Genomic DNA, 20,879 nt, shown 5'->3' on the forward strand with positions numbered 1-20,879 from the left:
CCAGAGACCACACAAAAAACGGGGCAATTGCCAAGCCTTGTGGCAAATCTTTCATAAAAATCATTATTATGATGAAGTCAAAATTAAACCTTTTATTGATTGTTTTATTCTTAGGAGTTTGTTCTCTTTCTGCCAATGCTCAAGTTAAAAAAGCTGATGTTATGCAAACCCTTGTAGATGTAGGTATAACCTTAAAAGATATAAAAGAAGTCTTTATAGATGGCACATTAGAGACACTTAATGACAGATCATGGAGACGATCTTTTGATAAGTTTGAAAGAGAAGGAAAAAAAGCTTTTGAAGTAGTCCTGACAGATTCTGGTGTGAAAATTTTAATTACTGCTAATGATGGTACTCGTTATTCTAACTTTTATTCGTATTCTAATATAAAAAGCATAACTACAAACTCAACTGGTTATCTAGGTATTGACATAACAGATTAGTTTTCTGCTATTATTCCCTAAAGATTGAAGTCATAAATAACCTTAAAGTTGGATATTATTTTGAATTTCCAACTTTTTTTTATTTTTGCAGCCAGATTAATAAAAGGACTTTATAAAATAATTTTTAAACCTATTTTATTCAATAAAACAAACCTTAATATTATGGCTACACCATCAGCTTCTGAAATTAAAACATTAATTGATTTAAAAGCTAATGTTAATCTCAATGGTGCAAGAATAGGAACCACAGACTTAAAAGCACTTGTAACAATGGCTGTTGAAAAAGAAGTACATGTCACAGTTAGAAATGCAGATTTTTTATCACAACTTGACAGAAAAACCCTTGCTGGAATAGGTAAACAATATTTAACATTTGTATTCCATGATTAAAAAATGATTTTATCGAATATTTTGTGCCAAAGTTGGATATGATTTTTTATATCCAACTTTTGTTATTTTTAGGAAACACAAGTGTAAAAGGTAGTTTTCTAAGAACTTTTACAGACAGATTAACTACCTGTTTCAGCAGATTGCTCAGGGGCATGCGGAGTATGCGAACTTGGCGATTGTTGAAGGTCTAGAGTCTGTTAATGGTTGAACTCTAAAGAACCTACAACAAATTTTCCATCTTTTAAGCTACGAGAAATATAATATCCTTCAGCACTCTTACCTGTTGTTGAAAATACCAAACAAAAAACTCCCATACCTCTACCTGTTGGTTGTGGATCAGCTTTTGTTGTATAAATAATTCTTAAAAAATCATCTTTCTTTATGGCATATCCTGTTATAACTCTTGTAGGAATATCAGAAGTATATTTATTTTCAGGTTTTGCATTATATGTTCCATTAACAATAATACTATCATTTCTTTCTTTTATTTCTAGAGTTATTATATAACTATACTTTTCTTGATTTGTGTCTTTTTTATCACCATTGATAATATCTAATCCTTTTCCATTCCAAGTTCCTAAATAGTATTTAGATTCTTGTGAGGATGTTGTGGAGGGTGTAAAGAATTTATTTTTCCATAGTTCATTTGTTACTCCTAACACCAGTAAAACAATAGAAAATACCATAAAAAGATAAATAGATCTTATAATAGACCTTCTTGGCTCATTTCTTTTTTGCTCCTCTAACAATAATTTATATGAAAAAAAGGCTAAGAAAAAACCTAGTCCTATTACTCCATACGATAATACTTGCATTATATCCATAATATTCAAAGATTAATGTTATCAAAATAAATATAATTTAAAATTCTTCCAAAGACAAAATGTAATTTATTATTACACTCAACTTTTTTTGCTGTTTTTACAATTCTACTTTTAAATTTAAAATAATAGCTTTACTATTATTTTTCTCAAAATATTAAAAAACACCTAAAATATTACACAATTTTTAGGTGTTTTTTGCTTGTAAAAAGCCTTCATTTTTTCACTAATCAACTTTTTCAAAACTATCTTTATCTTTTTCTTACACACCCCAAAAATCAGGGATTCCCTGATGCGTGGGAGTTTTTTATTTTTTAGATTGGGGAGGAAAAACTGAATAAATCTATGTTTGTAACATTACAAAATGTTGTTGATTCACTTGAGACGTTAGGTAAAAGAATAAGCTCAATTAATAATTATGGTTTTCTTAACAGCTTAGATGACGATGGTCGATTTAAAAATCCTCCTCTTACATATCAAGATATGGGGCTAATGGCAAAGAATATTGCTAATAAGTTACGTAGTGTCAATTCTGATATAGTTTTTGACGATGATATGAATCAAAAACTAACATTGATTTATGTCAGAGTAGAAAATTATCTTGAAAATAATTTGAAGTATTTGCAAGATTCAAAATACACACATCATGCTTTCCCTGCTTATTTTGCTTTGATAGATTGGATTGAAAATACAATAGCTCCATTATTCAATAACCCAAATATAGAGATAGAAGGGCTTATTGAGAGAAAACAAAAATTAGAAAAAAATATAGAAGATATTGAGAAACTTGCTCCTTCAGATTACTTAGAATCTCTCAATATTATATTTGAAGAAATACAACATAAGTCAGAAACATTAACACAATATACAGGTTCTATCGAAAACCTGAAAAAAGATATAGATTATATAAAAAAACAAAAAGATGAAACTGATAAATTCCTTAAAGATTTGCCAGAAGTAACAAAAGAAATCACAGATGCCTATCAATCATTCCTACCTGCTTATAATAATTTTGAAAAAAAGAATAAAGAATTAGATAATCTTATAAACAAAAGCCATGAAGCTTACAAAATAGCAACTACAACAGGTCTTGCAGGAGCTTTTGACTTACGTGCAAGAAAATTAAATGAATCTATGTGGTGGTGGGTTGTTATCTTAGGTGTAGGATTGATTGTTGGTGGGATACTTGGTTATATTCGATTCAACAACCTAAATACTGCTATAGAAAATAGTAAAGATATTGGATATATTTGGCTACAGGCTTTCTTGTCTATCCTGAGTTTTGGTGCTCCTATCTGGCTGGCTTGGGTAGCTACTAGACAAATTAATCAAACTTTTAAGTTGTCAGAAGATTATGCATTCAAAGCCTCTGTAGCTAAAGCTTATGAAGGATATCGAAAAGAAGCAGAGAGAATAGATTCTGAATATTATTCCGAATTAAAGCAGCAACTTTTTGAATCAACGCTCAAAAGGTTTGATGAAGCCCCTCTTAGATTTACAGAATCACAATCTCATAATAGTCCTTTACATGAATTTATAAGCTCAAAAGAACTCAAGGACTTTTTAATGAAGTCTCCTGAGCATATTATTGAACTATGGAATAAAATCAAGGGGGACTCCAAAAAAAGCTCTGAATCAAAAGAGGAGAAAACAGAGAAGAAGACTGATAAGGATAAGGAATAAAACAAAGATTGTTTCACCCTATAAACTGTATTATTTATGAAAAATTTCATTTTAATTATTTTAGTATTATTAATAACACCCATGGTCAGCCTTGCACAGAAAAAAAGTGTGAGTGTAAAAGGTTATTATAGAAAGAATGGTACTTATGTGAGACCACACACAAGATCTTATTCTGGCTCAAGTTCCAGTTCCTCAACTTCAAAAAGCCACAGTAGTAAGAGTTATAGCACAGGCAGTTCTTATTCTAATCAGAAAGCTACAGATGAGAAGCCTGATAAGATAGATTCAACATACACACCTGCCAATACAACTAAAAGTAGTGGGATAACAATAGACAAGCCTCAAACTACAACTAAATTAGATACGAAGCCTACTGAAAAAAAGAATATTACTCCAGCTATTGTTCATAGAATCGATGCTAAATCAAATGTAAATGTCTCATTAAATAAGAAAAGCATTGTTATTGAGATTGTTTTTGATGGGGATAAAAAGTGTGTACAGAAGAATCAGAAATTCAAAATATGGTTAGAGCAGGGAGATAATTTTACAGTTTCAAATACAGCAGAAACAAACTGTAATGGAAAGTTATCTTGTACTATAGAAGACAAAACACTTTTAGAAAAAATGGCTTCTTACAAAATACAAACTATACAGACTGGCACAGACAAAGGCTTTATTAATGTTGGTATAAGCAATGTAGATGAAGTACAAATCAAAATTTCAAACCTTTATCAACAAATAAAATAATTCTTTAGAGTATGAATCAAATAATTCTCCAAAATATAACAGATATCTCTGTTCTTAAAGAGTTAATTGAAACTCTTTCAAAAAATCATCAAAGCTTGTATATTGCATTGATGATTGTTATAGGTTTGAACATCTTTTTAGAAGGCTTTAGACTTTTTGGGATGTACCAACTATCTATAAAAGATAAGTCTAATAAAAGGCAATTAATTTTAGATGAAAAAAGAATAAATGTGGGCGAAGACATTTATAGAAACCTTGATGCACTTTCATCTATTGATGACCCTAAAGCAATTGATGATGCTGTTAAAAAAATTCGAAAGTATGCTCTAGCTAACAGACTTTATTTATCAAAAGCTCTATTCAAAATCACTAATGATTGCTTGGATTATTTTATAAATGTAGCTGCAGATTATGCAAGGAATAAGGATGTAAATAAAGAACGTGATTTTAGAGATAAATACTATGACACATTTAACAGGTAATATTACCAATCAAAAATATCAAGGTTTTGATAGAATCATTGTTGTTGATAAGAATTTTACAATCAACAGTATTAAAGATTTTATTGATGATTGCTCTATTATTTTTAATTTAAAAGAGAAGAGAGAACAGAATTTTTTGTTTGATTTCTCTGCTGTTAACCAATGTTCAATGTTTGGAGTACTTATAACTTATAAAATTATTGACTTTGCTGTTAAAAACAAATGTTTTTTCAGACCTAATATGTGGCTTAGTCCTTCATTATTAAACTCTTTAAAAAAATATGCCTTTGATGATTTAATTCCAGCAACACTTTCCGCAAAACAACAAGCTACAGAAATTTTTTCTAAATTAAAACCATCAATTACTAATGAATTCATTATAGCTCCCCAACCATTGTTAGATAATGATAAATATACTTCTGATAAACTTAATAAGGAGATTATTCCCAAAATAGAAAATTATTATTCTTTTGATAAAGATTTTTTATCAATTATCCTTTGTTGTTTTAGTGAGATATTTTCTAATTTTTGGCAACATGCTATCGATGAAAGTAATTCTATCATTATGGCTTATGGCAATAAGAGTTACGTGGAAATAGCTTGTGTAGATAATGGTGCTGGTATTGTCTCAACATTGCGAAATAGCACAATTGAAGCGGATCTCTTAAAAATATTTACATCCTCTTTAAAAAAAGGCATCACATCAAAAAAAGGTTCAAATCATATGGGGCACGGTTTATGGATATTAGATGAAATTGTAAAAAGATTAAATGGTAAACTTCATTTATATTCTGAAGGATTTTATTATCAAAGACACTTTAAAGGATCAGTAGATAAAGGAAAATGCGGTTTTTGGAAAGGCACTATTATTTATGTTTATATTCCTATAGGAATCCCAATAAAATTATCAGATATTACTCAACTTTCTAATAATAAATCTATTAAAATTAAATGGCAATGAAGCACTTAGAACTTAAAACCTTTGGTGTAATTATTAGTACTGAAACCATAGGAAGAGATATTTACAATTTGATAAATGAGTCTATTAGTACTGATAATGAGTCTATTAGTACTGATAATGAGGTTATTATTGATATGGATGGTATTAAGTCAATGGCAACCTTCTGTGCGAAACAAATTTTTGGTAGGTTGTATATAGAACTTGGAGCAGAGAAATTTTATACAAAAATTTCTATAAAGAATGCAACAGATGATATAAAAACTATTATTCAAATAGGCATAGAGAATGCATTGGAAGAACATGAAGAAAAAATATAGCTTATCTTTATGAAACGTTTATCACTAATTACAACACTCATTCTATTTTTTAGTGTTGCTTATGGGCAACAGAATGACCCACTTTTTAAAACTGATGCAAATGGTAATCTTTACTATTCAGAAATAATAGAGATGCCTCCAGTAGTGACTCAAGAAATACTCCAAAGAAGGGCTAATAATTTCGTTATAAAGAATTTTAAAAACCCCAAAGAAGTAATTCAGATAAATACCAAAGAACGGATGGTTATTGCTGGAGTTACCAACTATTCTATGAAAGTTCCTATGAATGGCATGCTTGACTATCCAATGGGATTCTTTCTTGTATTGAACTTTAAAGATGGTGCATATAAATATGAACTTACAAACATCAGGGGTGCTGCTGTTCCTAATCAATACAGCAGTATTTCGGGAGATTTTCCAATGGAAGATGCTGTTTTTGCTAAAAAGAAAGATGGAACTTACCATGAGCAAACTATCAGGCAAAGAAATGGTGTAGCAAAATCTATTAATGACCTTATTGATAGATTTAAAACAGCCATGTACACAAGAGATGATTTCTACGAACCAGAAAGTACAAAAGGATTTGAAAAGCCTAAAAATCAAGCAGAAGTAAAAAAAGAGGAAAAGTCAATTCCTCAGCCCAAAGAAGATGAGGATATTCCTCTTGAAACAATGATTAAAGTTGAAAAACCTGATGTAGTAGAAATACCAAATGCTCCTAAAGACCCTCAAAAGATTGCTGTAAATCCTTATAAAAAAGATGGTGGTATTTTATTTGAAATGTCTTTTGATGCTCAAAAGGTTTGTACTCAAAAAAATTCTAAGATGAGAATTAACTTTGAAGGAGGTCAAAGTTTGATAGCTACCAATAAAGCAGAAAGCAATTGTAATGGTTATTTATCTACTTTAATTACAGACTTTGATAAACTAAAAAAGCTAAAAATAATCTCTATACAAATTGCGACAGACAAAGGTTTTAAGGATATGATAGTAGAAAAACCTGAATGGCTGGATATACGAATAAAATCTGCTACTAAATGAAAAAAAATAGGACTCATTATCTTAAAAGGACTTGGTAAGTTTCTTTTAGAGTTTTTAAATATCATGTTTAATGGTAGAAGCCATTTTAATAAGCAAAAGTATAAGTAAGAGGAAAAATATTTTCCTCTTTTTTCTTGGATAATAAGTTATTACTTAATAACTTTGAATTATGACAGGTAAAGAGCTAAAAATATTAAGAACTGCTAAACTAAAAACTCAAGAAGAAATAGCAAAAGCAATTGGTGTAGCCAATACTAAAATTTCTGAATGGGAGAATGAAAAGCATAAAATTAGCCCTGCTTATCAAAAATTACTTAAAAATTATTTTGATAGCTTATAAAGCTATTTTTTTTACCTAATGACTTATTAAGTAATAAGTATATAATAAAAAAAGAAGGTGTCCCAGCCTCGAAAACTAGACACCTTCGTATTGTTCCACATCTTAACTTGCAGAACTATGCAAAGTAACGAAGAAAAATTGGCAAAAACAATGCCAAAAGCTCCCGAAATGGTTGAGCGTATGAGAGAATTGTATCACGCAGGACAATTCTATGATGTCATGTTTGGGATGAAAGCCCATGAAGTTTGTTTGGCTGACCTCCCTGTCTTTAGTGATTTTATTGGTATCAATGGAGGCAGGCATGCAATAAGCAGTCAAATACTTGAGATTGTAAGTGCTTTTCTTGATCCTAAAATTTATGAGTTCTTAGACGAGAAGCAAATCACATTTCTCCAAAGTCTATGTGCTTTGGGAGCAGGTTTACAAGAGGTTTGGGAAGAAATGTCTCCAAATGTATAGGGCTATGAAAGGTATCTGGAACTTTGATAAGTTAGAAGGTTACTTGATGACAAGTAAAAGCCCTTCAGATGTGGCTGAAAGCCTCAAGGCAATCAGAGAGAACCTGCGTAAGAGAAATTATCATGTAGATACGATACATGAAGATACGCTTACGGACTTGATAGACTTGTTTGATGGTATGGCTGTAAATAAGGAAGACCATGAGGAGTAAAAGAAAACCATCAAAAAAAGAGCAACTGAAGAAAGTAGGTTTTGCTCTTAGTATGATTGTCAAGAAGAATGCTCAATAATCTAAAAGCCTCCAAATTTGGAGGCTTTTTTCATGCCGTTTTTGTCCTATTTAAAATTTCTCTCCAATGCGAATTTGAGGGAAATTTTACTTTTATGGCAGTACGTAGAGACACAGCATCAGTAGATGTAGTTATCAATGGTGAGAAAGCTGGAGAAACACTAAAACAGCTACAGGCAAACACCAAACAACTTTATAGAGAGCTTCAGAACCTCGTACCTGGTACGGAGGAGTTTAAAAAGAAGATGGAGGAGCTGGAGGGAGCTAAACAAAATCTTAGGGAAATCACTGGGGCAGTTGGGCAGGTTGATAACTCCTTCAGGAGTTTTTTAGGTAGAGCGGCTGCCTTTGCAGGTTTGAACCTCAGTATTGAAGCTGCTGCCAATGCTCTTGTAGATTTTGGGAAGAAAGCTGTTGAAAACTTTATTGAGTTTGAGGCAAGTTTGGCAGAGCTTTCAAGTATTACAGGTAAAACGGGTGATGATTTACAGTTTTTTGCTGAACAGGCTGAAATTATGGGTTCGACTACACAAAGCTCATCTATAGAGGTTGTAGAAGCTTTTAAGCTCATGGGTTCTGCTGTACCTTCCCTACTTGAAAACAAAGAGGCTTTGGCATCTGTAACCAAAGAGGCTATTGTACTCGCTGAAGCATCAGGAATTAAACTACCTGAATCAGCCTCAGCAATGGCAGCAGCTTTGAATATGTTTCAGTTGCCTGCTTCTGAATCAGCTCGTATTATCAATAGTCTTGCAGCAGGTTCAAAGGCTGGAGCTGTGGAAGTACCACAGGTTACAGAATCTCTCAAGGCTTTTGGTGTTGCTGCCTCCTCATTTAATGTAAGCTTTGAGGAGTCAGTAGCATTAATTGAGACAATGGGAGAATTTTCAATCAAAGGAAGCGAAGCAGGTACAGCCCTTAGAAATGTCTTGAATAAAATGAGTACAGCTCAGGCATTGCCCAAAGAGGCTATTGAACAGCTTGAGAAGTTCGGAGTAAATACCAAACTTGTGATGGATAAACAAGTTCCGTTTAATGAGCGTTTGAGGGAGTTTTCTAAGATTGGCAAAGATGCTGTAGCTATTGCAAAGGTTTTTGGAGCTGAAAATAAAATAGCTGGTGAAATTATCTTAAATAACGTAGAAAAATTTGAGAACTATACCAAAGCTGTTACAGGTACAAATACAGCCTATGAGCAACAGGCAATTAACTCAGATACTACAAAGGCAAAATTAAAGACTCTTAAAAACGAATTTGAGGCTACTGCTGCAACCGTTGGAGGGTATTTGGTAAAAGGTTTTTTAGGCTTTATAGATACCTTAAAAACTGTTGGTAGTTTTCTATCTAGTAATAAATCTACAATCCTTACACTTGGTTCTGCTTACTTGACATATTTATCCATTGTAAACATGGCAAGAATAGCGATGATTGCTACATCAGCAACTACAGCAGTAGTAACATTTGCAAAGAAGGCTTATGCTCTTGCTGTAGCTGGTGTTACAGTCGTAAAAGGTTTCTTCACAGGTGCTACCATATCAGCAAGAATTGCTATGATAGCTTTTAATCTTGCTTTAAAGGCAAGCCCATTGGGTATTATAATAAGTTTATTGACGGTTGGGGCAACAGCTTTAGCAACATGGTTAGGGCTTACAAGTGATTCCAAAGAAGCAACAGAGGAGGCTACAGATGCTACTGCAAAGAAAAATGAGGAACTTTCTAAATCTCAAAAATTACAGAATGATATAAATGAAGCTGAGAAAAATGCAGCTAAATCAGTGAGAGAGCAGAAGGCAGATTTTGAGGCAAAAATAGCCTACCTCAAAACATTGAATGAAGGTGATGCAACTCGTAAAACCCTTATTAATCAAATCAATTCTCAATATAAAGAGTATTTACCTTCATTAATTCAAGAAAGTGATTCTTTAGAAACTATTTCTCAAAAAGCTAATTTAGCTAATCAGGCATTAGAGAGGAAAATTAAAATCATGACAGACCAAGCTGTTATCAAGAGGTATGCTGAGGAAATTGCTGGTGTGTCTATGGAGATGGATAAACTTGCCCAAAATGAAATACTATACAACACAAATGCAGGTTTTAAAAATCTGGCTGATAAAATCAGTATTGGTGATGCAGGGGAGGGGTTTAAAGAGGCAAGAGAGAAACAACAAAGAGAAAAAGAAGCATTGGAGAAAATGATGCAAGAAAGGTTAAAAGGTAGTATCCAAGAGCCAGAGTACAAAGGGAATTATTCATCTACAGAGGATGATAAAACCAGTAAGGAACGTGAAAAAGCTATGAAAAAACAGGCTGAAGACGTTAAAAAGGCTCAAGAGAATATAGAAAATATGCGTTTGGAGGCTATGGATGAGGGATATTGGAAAGAACTTGCAAAATTGGATGCTTGGTTTGAGAAGGAAAAAGAAAAAATCGTTGGAAATGCCCAGCAAAGAGATGAACAGGAAACATTACTTAATGAGGCTTGGCTAAAAAAACATGCTGAATTAAATGAAAAACAACGTAAAAAGGATGATGAAGACAAGAAAAAACAAGATGAAGATGAAGCTAAGAAGAAGAAAGAGAAGTTTGGTAAAGACATGGAGGCTTTAGAAGAAGATTATGCCATCAAAACAGAAGAAGAACAACGAATGTGGCTTGAGAAAAATTTATTCGATGAGGAATTTCAACAAGCTATCAAAGAGGAAAACTATCTTAAAATCATGCAGTTTGAAAATGAGCATGAGGAAAGATTAACAAAATTAACTCAAAAACATCTAAAAGATAGGTTAGACTTACTCATTGCGAATGGAAAGGGCAAAACAGCAGAGGCTGAAAAGGTCAAAAATCAACTTATACAAATAGAAGTTGATAAAGCTGAAAAGGAAAAGAAACTAGAAAAAGATGTACAAAAATCTAAGCATGAATTACGCAAAGAAGGTGTAAGTTTATTAATAGATATTCTTTCTTTTGATGAAAAAACCAGAAAAAAATATGCTTTAGCTATTAAAGCATTAAGGATTGCTGAAATTATCATTGATACGCAAAGAGAAATACAGGGTATATATGCAGGAAATGCTTATTTAGGACTTGCAGGTATACCTATAAGTAAAACCCAATCAGCCTTTGCTCTTATTAGGTCAGGAATAGCTATTGCAAAAGTAGCATCTACTCAATATGCCAAAGGAGGGTTTTTGAAAACTGCAAGGCAGATGGGTTTATTACCTATGTCTTGGAGTGGAACACACTATGAGTATGCAAAAGGTGCAATGGTGCCTCAAGGAAGCTCTCATGCTCAGGGAGGTATTAGTTTAATAGATAACAGTACAGGCATGCACCTTGGGGAGATGGAAGGTGGTGAGCCTATCATGATACTTTCAAAAGCTACCTATGCCAATAATAAAAGCATTGTTGATGCCTTACTAGATAGTTCCCTTCATAGAGCTGGAGCTCCAGTCTATAAGAGGTTTGCTGAAGGTGGTATAATTGATGCTCAGGGTAATGATATACCTCTCACACCTGGTGCTGGTGCAATGGTTGATTTTACGGAGGTAGTCAATGAAATCAGGTTGCTCAGAGGCGATTTTCAGACTATGAAAATGAGATTAAAAGCTTATATTTTATATGATGATATTGAAGAGGCTCAAGAGGAAATAAATACTATCAGAAATAATAATACAATTTCATGATCTTGTATAAAGCTAAAAATCAGTGCTGTTTACAAATGTAAACAGGTAAAAAATACAACGAGTTTACATTTGTAAACTCGTTTCTTATATGTCTGGGCTATTATCTAAATTGATGTCTTGTTGTTCAACTCCTAAACCTTTTAAGTAGCGTGCTGTTTGCTCTAAGCTTGAATGACCACATTGTGTTTGAATAAATCTTATGTTATAGTTTCTTAGAACATAATGAGTAACACCAGTATGCTTCCAACAGTATAAATAATAGTTTTCGTCAAAACCATATTTTCTTATCACACTTTCTTTAAACCAATGTGTAAAAAAGTTAGAAGAATAAGGCTTGCCTTCTGATTTTTCAAATACATAATCTGTAGGTTTTTTTCCTTTAATAAGTTCCTCAAGAAGTGGTTTTAGTTTACTTGGAATAATGGGGTATCTGTTTTTACTATTTTTTGAGTTATCTGAAATAACGAGTATCGTATTTCTTTTTAAATTGATGTGTTCTACTTTCATAAGCCTTAGTTCTTTGGGGCGTATGAAGCATTGATAGATAATCATTGAGAATTTATAGAGTAGGGGATACTCATTTTTTAAAATTTCCTTTATTTTTTCATAGTCCTCATCACTAAAAACCACGCTTTTACTTTGCTGTTGTCTGAGTTTTGAAATCCCTTTTGCTGGGTTTATTTCCATGTATCCACGCTCAACAATATAACTAAAAACAGATTTTATCCAGTTTAGGTCATTGTTTCTGGTTGTATTTTCTACACCACTTTGTTTTTTAAAATCAAGAAATTTTACAATATGATGTCTTGCAACATCTTTTATTTTTATTTCTTGTAGGTCGTTTTTTTCAAGAAATTCAGTAAACTGTTTTAAACCTGTGTTGTCTTTTTTAGATGTAGCTTTTGATAATTGTTTACTTCGTATTTCCATTACTTCTCTAAATACATCTAAGGCTTTATCAGCTTTTTGTACTTCTTTCTTTTTTATCCTAAATCCAGCTATAAGATGCTCATTAATGTTTTTTATTTTCTTTTTAGCTTCTTGAGCATTTTCATAAGCTCTTTTACGTCTAACTGTATGCCCTAAATTTTCATCAAAAACATAAAAGGCAATGTATTTTTCGCCTTTGCTTTCGTAAACTTTAGCCAGTTCATAAGGAAGGTTTAATTGATTATTTTCATTTCCTTCATTGGAGAATGCCATATTTTCAGGAAGTTTGATAAGGTGATTTGCTGTCCCTGATTTGTCCCATTTCATAGAAAAACCTTTTAATCGTTAAATTAAAAGGTTTTGTGGAGAATATCGGAGTCGAACCGATGACCCCTACAATGCCATTGTAGTACTCTAGCCAGCTGAGCTAATTCCCCATTTCGTATGCAAATGTATTGTAAAAAAGATAAAATACAAAGAAAGCCTTTTAATTTATACCTTTTGAGTTTCAGAAATTTGTACTTCTGCTTCGAATATATCAGCAAAGTGCTTTAAAATCTTTTCTTGTACTTCTGCTAATGGAATATTTCTGCCTAGTTCTTTGTGTAAAGAGGTTACAGCTTTATCGGAAATACCACAAGGAACAATATAATCAAAAAACTGTAAATCTGTATTGATATTAAACGCAAAACCATGCATAGTAACCCAACGACTGGTTTTGACACCCATTGCACAAATTTTACGAGGATTTTTTCCTCCATTATAATCCAACCAAACACCTGTAAAACCATTTATCCTGCCCGCTTCTATGCCATAATCTGCAAGAGTCAAAATAATTACGTCTTCCAAAGAACGCATGTATTTATGAATATCAGGCAAAAAATTGTCCAAATCTAAAATTGGATAACCTACAATTTGCCCATCACCATGGTATGTAATATCACCACCTCTGTTGATTTTATAAAATCCAATATGTCTTTCCTGTAAACCTTGTTCATCCAATAACAAGTTATCTATGGAGCCACTTTTTCCTAGGGTATAAACATGAGGATGCTCACAAAATAAGAAATAATTGGGTGTAGGTTCTTCAGTTTCAGGGTTGTTTCTATTTTGGATTTTGAGTTGCACTGTTTTATCAAAAAGCTCAGTTTGGTAATCCCAAGCTTTTTGATAATCTATTCTGCCTAAGTTTTCTACTCTAACGGATTTATTCATAAATATTTGTTTGACTCTTTATCCTTGTATTATTTTTTTTAAAACAAGTTTAGCATTATAAAGGTTGCCAAAGTTCTATCTTGTTTCCATCTAAATCTAAAATATGAACAAATTTTCCATAATCATAGGTTTCAATTTCGTCCAGAATGATTACTCCTTCAGATTTTAACACCTCAACCAATTCTACAAGATTCTCAACTCTGTAATTTATCATAAAATCTTTCTGAGAAGGGGCAAAGTATTGAGTATCTTCTTTAAATGGACTCCATACAGTAGAGCCTTTTTCTTCTGGATTTTCAGCATCTCTCCATTCAAAAGTAGCTCCATAATCATCTGTTGGCAAACCTAAATGTTTTTGATACCAATCTTTTGTTTGTTGAGGATTTTTCGTTTTAAAGAAAATACCTCCAAGACCTGTTACTCTTTTCATATAAAGTTGTTTTAAGCGTGAATTTCGGTAAGAGCTTCTTCATTGGCTTTTGCAATATGAGCCAAATTATCATCAGAAATAGCAAGCGAAACAAATAAACTTTCAAACTGCGAAGGAGCTAAATAAACTCCTTTGGAAAGCATTTTATGGAAGTACTTGCCAAATAACTCCACATTACAGGTTTTAGCTGTCTGAAAATCTGTAACATGAATATCCGTGAAAAATAAACTATACATTGAACCAATTTTATTGATGGTATAGGGTAGTTTTAGTTTATCTAAAGCCAACTGGATGCCTTGTGTGATTTGGGTTGTAATCTGATCTAAAGTCTTGTAAATTGCAGGATTTTCGTTGAGCTCTGTAAGCATGGTAAGCCCAGCAGCCATAGCCATTGGGTTGCCAGATAATGTACCTGCCTGATAAACTTTTCCAACAGGAGAAATACAATCCATAATTTCTTTTCTGCCACCGTAAGCACCTACAGGCAATCCACCTCCAATAATTTTTCCGAATGTGCTTAAATCTGGTTTGATGCCAAATAACTCTTGAGCTCCACCTCTTGCAAGCCTAAAACCTGTCATTACTTCATCAAAAATGAGAATAATGTTCTCTTTTGTACAAATATCTCTCAAACCTTGTAAAAAGCCATCTTGAGGCAATACACAACCCATATTACCTACTACAGGCTCTAAAATGATACAAGCAATTTCGTTTGTATTGGCATCCACAAGCTTTTTAACAGCCTCCAAATCGTTATAAGGTGCTGTAAGGGTATCATTGGCTACTCCTTGTGTTACACCCAAACTATCAGGCGAACCCATTGTGTAGGCACCACTACCAGCAGCAATCAAAAAACTATCTCCATGTCCATGATAACATCCTTCAAATTTAATGATTTTATTTCTGCCTGTGAAACCTCTTGCTGCACGAATAGCACTCATACATGCCTCTGTACCAGAGTTTACCATCCTTACTTTCTCTACTGAAGGTACCATGTGGCAGATAAGTTCAGCCATTTCGATTTCTCTCTGAGTTGGAGCTCCATACGAAAATGAGTTTTCAATGGCTTTGGATAAAGCAGCCTGAATTTTTGGATTAGCATGTCCCAAAATCATTGGACCCCAAGAATTAATTAGTTCAATATATTCATTTCCATCTTCATCATACAAATAAGCTCCTTTTGCATTTTTGATAAAAACAGGAGAACCTCCTACTGATTTAAAGGCTCTTACAGGCGAATTGACACCACCAGGGATAGTTTTTTTTGCTCTTTCGAAAAGTTGTTGGCTATTGCTAAAATTCATAAAGATATATTCAAAGCGTTGATTCAAAAAATATTTTGGATAGGCAAATATAAATAAAAATCGTGGTCTTTACAGTAAAAACCACGATTTTTGAATAGTGTATAAAAATAGTTTAGCGATAAAATAAAAAGCCATTTGTACCAATACCTCCCAAATATTCTTTGATAAGTTTTCCTTCTAAACTGATACGTCTGATACGGCTTGCGTTAGAGAAAGAGCCTTCACCCAAATATAACTCTCCATTTTGTGGATTGATACTAAAACCATAAATCGAAAAATCGTTGCTGATAAACTCAAGAATTGTTTGTGTAGTTATATCAATACTGAAAATTTTGCTACCTGAAACGCTGTATATGCTATTATTGTAAATTGCAATTTTTGCATTGAAAGTACTTGTAGGAACATCCAAAATACTTAACTCCGTTTTATCTGTAAATGGGTTGATTTGCACCAATGAACCCTTTGTATTGTTGGAACTTGCCAAACAAATTACCCAAATTTTATTATTCACATCTATTAAGAACTTATCAGGCTTATTTGCTACAATAATCGTTTGAGTAAGGTTTCCATTACTATTATAAACTGAAATGGTATTGGTGTTGCTATTGGCAACATATAACTTGTTATTGACTGTAATGATACCTTGTGGGCGTGAATTAGTGGGTATTTTACGAAGAAAAGCTCTTGTTTGTAAGTCAATTTCTGTAATAAATCCTTCAGGGGTAGCTCCAAACGCTTTATTAATATCTCCCCAATTGGTAACGTAGCCTTTATTGCCCAAAGTTGCAAAAGCTTGTGGATTTTCAACTTGTTTTGCATTTCCATTGGCATCCAAAACGCCCACCACTTTGAAATCCGTGGCTTCAGTAAAAACTACTTGGTCTATACTATTGGTAATGATAGCTAATTTATCAGCAATAGTGTTAGAGTTACTCAAATTATAACCTTTTACAAATTGAACAATTCCTCCAAGAGCTACACTATTCTCAGCTTGAAAAATATCATTGACAACCTCGTTATTTTCCTTGATAAAACTCAAAGAGCCATTTGCATCCGAAAAATTCCCTTCGTTTACAACCAAAACACCTTTTCCATATTTACTTGAAATAGGCTGTGGGTCTTTGATGGTACAAGCTGTCAGTAAACTTGTTAATAATAAGACTACATAAGATAATCGAAACATTTTTTTCATAATAAAAATAAATTAATAAAAGATTAATGGTTTATAAATTATTCATTAGAATACACTGATAGGTTTTTTTTCATCATCAAGAGCAACAAAAGTAAAAACACCTTGTATGGCTTGCTCTCTGTAATTCTCATACATTTCTTCTTTGAAAATTTGTACTTCTACTTCAAGGCTTGTATTGCCAACTTTGATAACCCTTCCTATAATTTCAATAATGGTATCAGCAGGGATACTTTTTTTGAAATCTACTTTGCTGGAAGATACTGTTACCATTTTTTTACGACTAAAACGAGTAGCGGTAATAAAAGCCACTTCATCCATGAGTTGTAAGGCTGTACCTCCAAAAAGAGTATCATAATGATTGGTAGTATTCGGAAACACAACCTTAAAAACCCTTGTTTCAGAGGAATTTATTAAATCTTGATAGTTTTGCATGGTTTGATATTCTTTTTTAGCTGATAAAAGGCATTGATGACATAAACAATCTTCATGTTTTTCACCAATATAAAGTGCTTCATCTCTATTAAGTGGTACATGAAAACACTGGCAAATAGTAATACTTCCTAATTTACACTCAAATTCAGTTTGGCATACAGGGCAATATTTTGTTTCATGTCGAGGCATTATTGCCAGAAATATTGTAAACTGATTTGATAATTGCGTTGAGGCATATACTGATTCAAAATATTTTGATATTGCTTGTCAAATACATTGTTGATTTGTCCTCCCACTTGAAAAGTATGTGTTTTATGTTTGATTTTCTGATGAATTTGTAAATCTGTAAGCCAAAAAGCTTTCACAATGTTTATATTGTCCAAATCTGTGAAGCGTTTATCTGTAAAATGACTGTTAAGGCTTATTTGTGTGTTTTGTATTGTTCCAATTGTACCCATAGAAATGCGATGAATAGGAGTATATGGTAAATAATGTCGTGTGAATCTATCAGATACATCATTCTTAATTTTGTTAATTTGGGAAAGTGTAAAAGCATAATTTGCAAATATATTTACACTTCCTTTCTTCCAAGATTTTGTATAATTTAAATATGTTTCTAATCCCTTAGATTGCACATTTTGCAGATTTTCTGGAGACCAAAAACCCTGTAGTGTAGGTTGCCAGATAATCCAATCTTTTACTTGCATCATAAATGCAGTAGCTTCTATTTTTAAAGATTGATTTTTATTTCTTTGCTCATATATAACACCAGTTTCTGAACTTAAACTATGTTCAGGTTGGATATCAGGATTATCCCCTGGGTTCCAGTATCGGCTATTAAGTGTGGGGAGGCGATAACCTCTACCTATTTGAGCCTTCCACGTGATACGTTTATTGGAATGATTGAAAACAACCCATTCTGTTCCCAATGAAGGGGTGAAGGGAGCTTGGTAACCTTCTACAAGACTTTGTCTCATGTTCAAGCTGATAACCCAATTGGCAAGAACTTGCCATCTGCTCATCAAAAATGCATCTGTTCGCAATTCTGTTTTGGGCTCTTTGTAGGCATCTACACTCATCATGAAATATTGAGTATTTACACCTATTTGAGTAGAAAATTTCTCTGAAAAAAAATGCTCTACCTGAAAAATGCCTGCTAAACGTTTCGTTTGTGTTTTTTCTTTTTGGTTGTATAATAAAAAATCGTTTGTATAAGCAATCTTCGTTTCCAAAGAAGTATTGGTATTCAGTTCATTTTTCCAAGAGGTCATCAACCGTAAATTATTGTCTAAGAGATTACTGTTGCCAACAAGCACTCTGTAATTGGAGTTATACCAACTATGAAAACTGATTTGTTGTTTCTTAGAAATCTGATAATGAATGTCTTGTGTAGCTCCCAAATAATTGATAGGAGTAGCATTCTGAATAGTACCTGAAAGGGAAGGAGTATCAAAATTGTTTTTGAGAGAAAAACGATAGAAACTTGTTCGGGTGCTTATTTTCCCTTGATTTTGATGAAATTTGAAAGCTGTAAAATTTCTTCCAAAGCTACCGATATCTTGTCTGAAATGTAAAGATCGCCCATCTTCTGATTTTTTAGACATTCCTGATAACAAGATAGCCCCTCCAACAGCTTCAGAACCAAATAATGAAGCTGATGAACCCATTTGCAAACCAACTTGGTCATTGGCAAATAATGGAATATTTACAAAATCACTTTCTCCTAAAGTTGCAGAATTGATATTCAAGCCATTCCAAAGTACAGCCGTATGCCCTGCCCCTGTACCTCTCAAAGAAATAGAACCCAAAAGCCCATTGCCGTACTCTTTCATATATGCTCCAGTATAGCGTAAAAGCCATTCGGATAGTTGAGAGCTATTATTCTGAGCTATCAAAGTAGAATCTGCTTGCCATATTTTGGCACCAATCGCATACTTTTTGTATGGATATGCATTTACCTCTATTGCAGAAATAGAATCCTGAGCGAATAATGTGTTGGTTACAAACCAAAATAATAAAAAATACCTCATCTGAAAGACTTTAAAAAAGCCTTTGCAGGAGAAAGAATGAAATGTAAAATAAAAAGAATACACTTTCTTTTTTGCACTTCACTGCTTTTCACCCGAAAGCCATGAAACATTGATACTGCTTGGCAGGTCTCCTGACTCACCGAACTTTTGCTGCCTTCCCACTCCTAAGAGCAGTGGCTTGTGAACATAGCAAAAGCTTTTTTTCGGCTTACAGTTGCGGGGACAGTTACGGATTTACACCGTATTCCCTTTTAAAGTTTGATACAAATTTTTTTGCATTAAACTACCAAAGCGTTGCAAAGATAAGAAAATAAATACGAAGTAAAAAGAAAAATACAAATTTTGATAAATTGCATCAAATCTTAAATTGCTCCTACATATGAATATTCTTGATTCAAACGATTATGAGGCTATTGTAAATCGCATCAGCCAAGTTTCTGTAAATTCTCAAAGATTGTGGGGAAAAATGACTGTCAGCCAGATGATAGAACACTGTACACGCCCATTTCAAGTAGCTTTAGGAGAATTACAACTCAAAAAAACTTTGATAGGAATATTATTTGGTGGTATGGCGAAAAGAGGTTTCCTAAAAGGTAAACCCATGTCCAAAAATTTACCCACAGCCAAAAGCTTTATTGTTCTAGATAATCCGGCTTTGGAAAGTACACAAAAGAAACTTCTAAATTATATAGAAAAATTTAGAAGTATGGATAAAAATGAATTAGAGGCACGAGTACATCCTTTTTTTGGTAAAATGACCTCAGATGAGTGGGGAACATTATTTGCTTTGCATCTTGACCACCATTTGAGGCAATTTGGAGTTTAGGCAAAAATACGAATCAGAATAAAAGCAGTGCTTGTGCAAATAGAAGATATTTGATTCAAAAGCATAGTATTCTTGAAGTTTGCCTGACTTTTGTCTTTCAATACTTTTAAAAACCAATTTCCAAAATATACTAAAATAGGAGATAGGGCAACCTCGAAAATAATGATGCTTGTATTTGAATGTAAGGCATAAAAATAGCCAATGAAGCCTAAATTAGCTATAAAAAATGCAAAAGCTGTAAGTATAAAGGTACCTCGTACACCTAAAAGTAAGCTAAGCGTTTTATCACCTCTTTGAGCATCTTCATAATGCTGATATACTTGCGTCATAGGATATGAACCCAAAAGAAGTAACATAGACAAAATAGCGGGTACTATTATATGCATGCCCCAAAGTTCTGAAAAATTTAGGTCATTGATAGCCAAAATACTCATTAAATAAGTAAAAAAACCTTGAAAAAAGCCAATGGTTAACCAACTTGCAAAAGGGTATTTTTTAAGCCTAATACTTGGGTGGGAATAAGCTTTTGAAACAAGTCCGTATATCAATAAGGCTACCGCAAATAACCAAGACACAAAAAAAGCAAGCCCAATAGCAATTGTATCGAATACCAAAGAAGCCCAATAAAGTTCTTTACTGACAGGAGGAGGGTTTTCTAAGCCTCCAATACTTTCTTTGTCTTTATCAAAATAACTATTGAACCCATTACTTGCTGGATATAAAAATAAATGAATAGCTACAAAGGCAATACTTGTTTTTATCCAATCTATAGTAAGGGCTTGGCTAAAAGCAAATAAAAATACAGGCATTAAAAAGATTGAAAAAGGTATGCGTAAGTGTAATAAAGTAGATTTCTGCATGATA

Annotated in this window: 20 protein-coding genes, 1 tRNA gene and 1 pseudogene; 12 read left to right on the plus strand and 10 right to left on the minus strand. The window is 32.9% G+C overall.

Features of this window, described 5'->3' with window-relative positions; translation table 11 throughout:
* The first annotated feature begins 71 nt into the window (after window positions 1-71).
* Together AD998_07675 and AD998_07680 are read left to right on the plus strand one after the other, a co-directional pair.
* A complete protein-coding gene (locus AD998_07675; GenBank protein KOY86040.1) occupies window positions 72-443 on the plus strand; it encodes a hypothetical protein in 372 nt (123 codons plus the stop codon).
* Window positions 444-491: 48 nt separating this feature from the next.
* Complete coding sequence (locus tag AD998_07680; GenBank protein ID KOY86041.1) at window positions 492-833, plus strand: hypothetical protein; 342 nt, start codon at window positions 492-494, stop codon at window positions 831-833.
* Between the two features lie 197 nt (window positions 834-1,030).
* On the opposite strand, the gene AD998_07685 is transcribed toward AD998_07680, so the two are convergent.
* Window positions 1,031-1,657, minus strand: a complete 627-nt coding sequence (locus AD998_07685) for a hypothetical protein (protein ID KOY86042.1) — start codon at window positions 1,655-1,657, stop codon at window positions 1,031-1,033.
* A 1,011-nt stretch (window positions 1,658-2,668) separates the two neighbouring features.
* Between AD998_07685 and AD998_07690 the strand changes: the two are divergent.
* From AD998_07690 to AD998_07730, 9 genes and pseudogenes are all read left to right on the plus strand, one after another.
* A pseudogene (locus tag AD998_07690) lies at window positions 2,669-3,337 on the plus strand (hypothetical protein).
* A 36-nt stretch (window positions 3,338-3,373) separates the two neighbouring features.
* The gene (locus AD998_07695) at window positions 3,374-4,084 is read left to right on the plus strand and encodes a hypothetical protein (protein ID KOY86043.1); all 711 of its coding nucleotides are present in this window, start codon (window positions 3,374-3,376) and stop codon (window positions 4,082-4,084) included.
* Between the two features lie 11 nt (window positions 4,085-4,095).
* Window positions 4,096-4,566 carry a hypothetical protein gene (locus AD998_07700; protein KOY86044.1) on the plus strand — a complete coding sequence of 157 codons (471 nt, stop codon included), beginning with the start codon at window positions 4,096-4,098 and terminating at the stop codon, window positions 4,564-4,566.
* The gene (locus tag AD998_07705) at window positions 4,547-5,527 is read left to right on the plus strand and encodes a hypothetical protein (protein ID KOY86045.1); all 981 of its coding nucleotides are present in this window, start codon (window positions 4,547-4,549) and stop codon (window positions 5,525-5,527) included. The genes AD998_07700 and AD998_07705 overlap by 20 nt, the downstream gene beginning before the upstream one ends.
* On the plus strand, window positions 5,524-5,844 hold the full coding sequence (locus AD998_07710) for a hypothetical protein (GenBank protein KOY86046.1): 321 nt from the start codon (window positions 5,524-5,526) through the stop codon (window positions 5,842-5,844). Before AD998_07705 ends, AD998_07710 begins: the two co-directional genes overlap by 4 nt.
* A gap of 9 nt (window positions 5,845-5,853) precedes the next feature.
* Window positions 5,854-6,885, plus strand: a complete 1,032-nt coding sequence (locus tag AD998_07715; protein ID KOY86047.1) for a hypothetical protein — start codon at window positions 5,854-5,856, stop codon at window positions 6,883-6,885.
* A 457-nt stretch (window positions 6,886-7,342) separates the two neighbouring features.
* Window positions 7,343-7,684, plus strand: coding sequence for a hypothetical protein (locus tag AD998_07720; protein ID KOY86048.1), 342 nt, complete (start codon window positions 7,343-7,345; stop codon window positions 7,682-7,684).
* On the plus strand, window positions 7,677-7,895 hold the full coding sequence (locus AD998_07725; GenBank protein ID KOY86049.1) for a hypothetical protein: 219 nt from the start codon (window positions 7,677-7,679) through the stop codon (window positions 7,893-7,895). The genes AD998_07720 and AD998_07725 overlap by 8 nt, the downstream gene beginning before the upstream one ends.
* A gap of 68 nt (window positions 7,896-7,963) precedes the next feature.
* Window positions 7,964-11,656 carry a hypothetical protein gene (locus AD998_07730; GenBank protein ID KOY86050.1) on the plus strand — a complete coding sequence of 1,231 codons (3,693 nt, stop codon included), beginning with the start codon at window positions 7,964-7,966 and terminating at the stop codon, window positions 11,654-11,656.
* 84 nt (window positions 11,657-11,740) lie between these two features.
* Here AD998_07730 and AD998_07735 read toward each other — a convergent pair whose 3' ends face one another.
* From AD998_07735 to AD998_07770, 8 genes are all read right to left on the minus strand, one after another.
* The gene (locus AD998_07735) at window positions 11,741-12,913 is read right to left on the minus strand and encodes a hypothetical protein (protein KOY86051.1); all 1,173 of its coding nucleotides are present in this window, start codon (window positions 12,911-12,913) and stop codon (window positions 11,741-11,743) included.
* Window positions 12,914-12,946: 33 nt separating this feature from the next.
* Window positions 12,947-13,023 (minus strand) — tRNA-Ala (locus tag AD998_07740).
* A gap of 55 nt (window positions 13,024-13,078) precedes the next feature.
* A complete protein-coding gene (locus AD998_07745) occupies window positions 13,079-13,801 on the minus strand; it encodes an octanoyltransferase (GenBank protein ID KOY86052.1) in 723 nt (240 codons plus the stop codon).
* Between the two features lie 55 nt (window positions 13,802-13,856).
* Window positions 13,857-14,231 (minus strand): glyoxalase, encoded by a 375-nt coding sequence (locus tag AD998_07750; protein KOY86053.1) that lies wholly within the window; start codon window positions 14,229-14,231, stop codon window positions 13,857-13,859.
* Window positions 14,232-14,242: 11 nt separating this feature from the next.
* A complete protein-coding gene (locus AD998_07755; GenBank protein KOY86054.1) occupies window positions 14,243-15,535 on the minus strand; it encodes a glutamate-1-semialdehyde aminotransferase in 1,293 nt (430 codons plus the stop codon).
* 112 nt (window positions 15,536-15,647) lie between these two features.
* A complete protein-coding gene (locus AD998_07760) occupies window positions 15,648-16,718 on the minus strand; it encodes a hypothetical protein (GenBank protein KOY86055.1) in 1,071 nt (356 codons plus the stop codon).
* Window positions 16,719-16,772: 54 nt separating this feature from the next.
* Entirely contained in the window at window positions 16,773-17,159 is a 387-nt protein-coding gene (locus tag AD998_07765) for a cytochrome C oxidase subunit II (protein KOY88108.1), read from the minus strand.
* A gap of 188 nt (window positions 17,160-17,347) precedes the next feature.
* Window positions 17,348-19,189: a hypothetical protein gene (locus AD998_07770; GenBank protein KOY86056.1), complete on the minus strand. Its 1,842-nt coding sequence runs from the start codon at window positions 19,187-19,189 to the stop codon at window positions 17,348-17,350.
* Between the two features lie 379 nt (window positions 19,190-19,568).
* On the opposite strand from AD998_07770, the gene AD998_07775 reads away from it, so the two are divergent.
* Window positions 19,569-20,015: a hypothetical protein gene (locus AD998_07775; protein ID KOY86057.1), complete on the plus strand. Its 447-nt coding sequence runs from the start codon at window positions 19,569-19,571 to the stop codon at window positions 20,013-20,015.
* Here the strand turns inward: AD998_07775 and AD998_07780 are convergent.
* The gene (locus AD998_07780) at window positions 20,012-20,878 is read right to left on the minus strand and encodes a ubiquinone biosynthesis protein UbiA (GenBank protein ID KOY86058.1); all 867 of its coding nucleotides are present in this window, start codon (window positions 20,876-20,878) and stop codon (window positions 20,012-20,014) included. The two genes, AD998_07775 and AD998_07780, sit on opposite strands and share 4 nt — an antisense overlap.
* Window position 20,879 lies beyond the last annotated feature (1 nt).

This window comes from bacterium 336/3, assembly GCA_001281695.1.
Classification (GTDB): domain Bacteria; phylum Bacteroidota; class Bacteroidia; order Cytophagales; family Thermonemataceae; genus Raineya.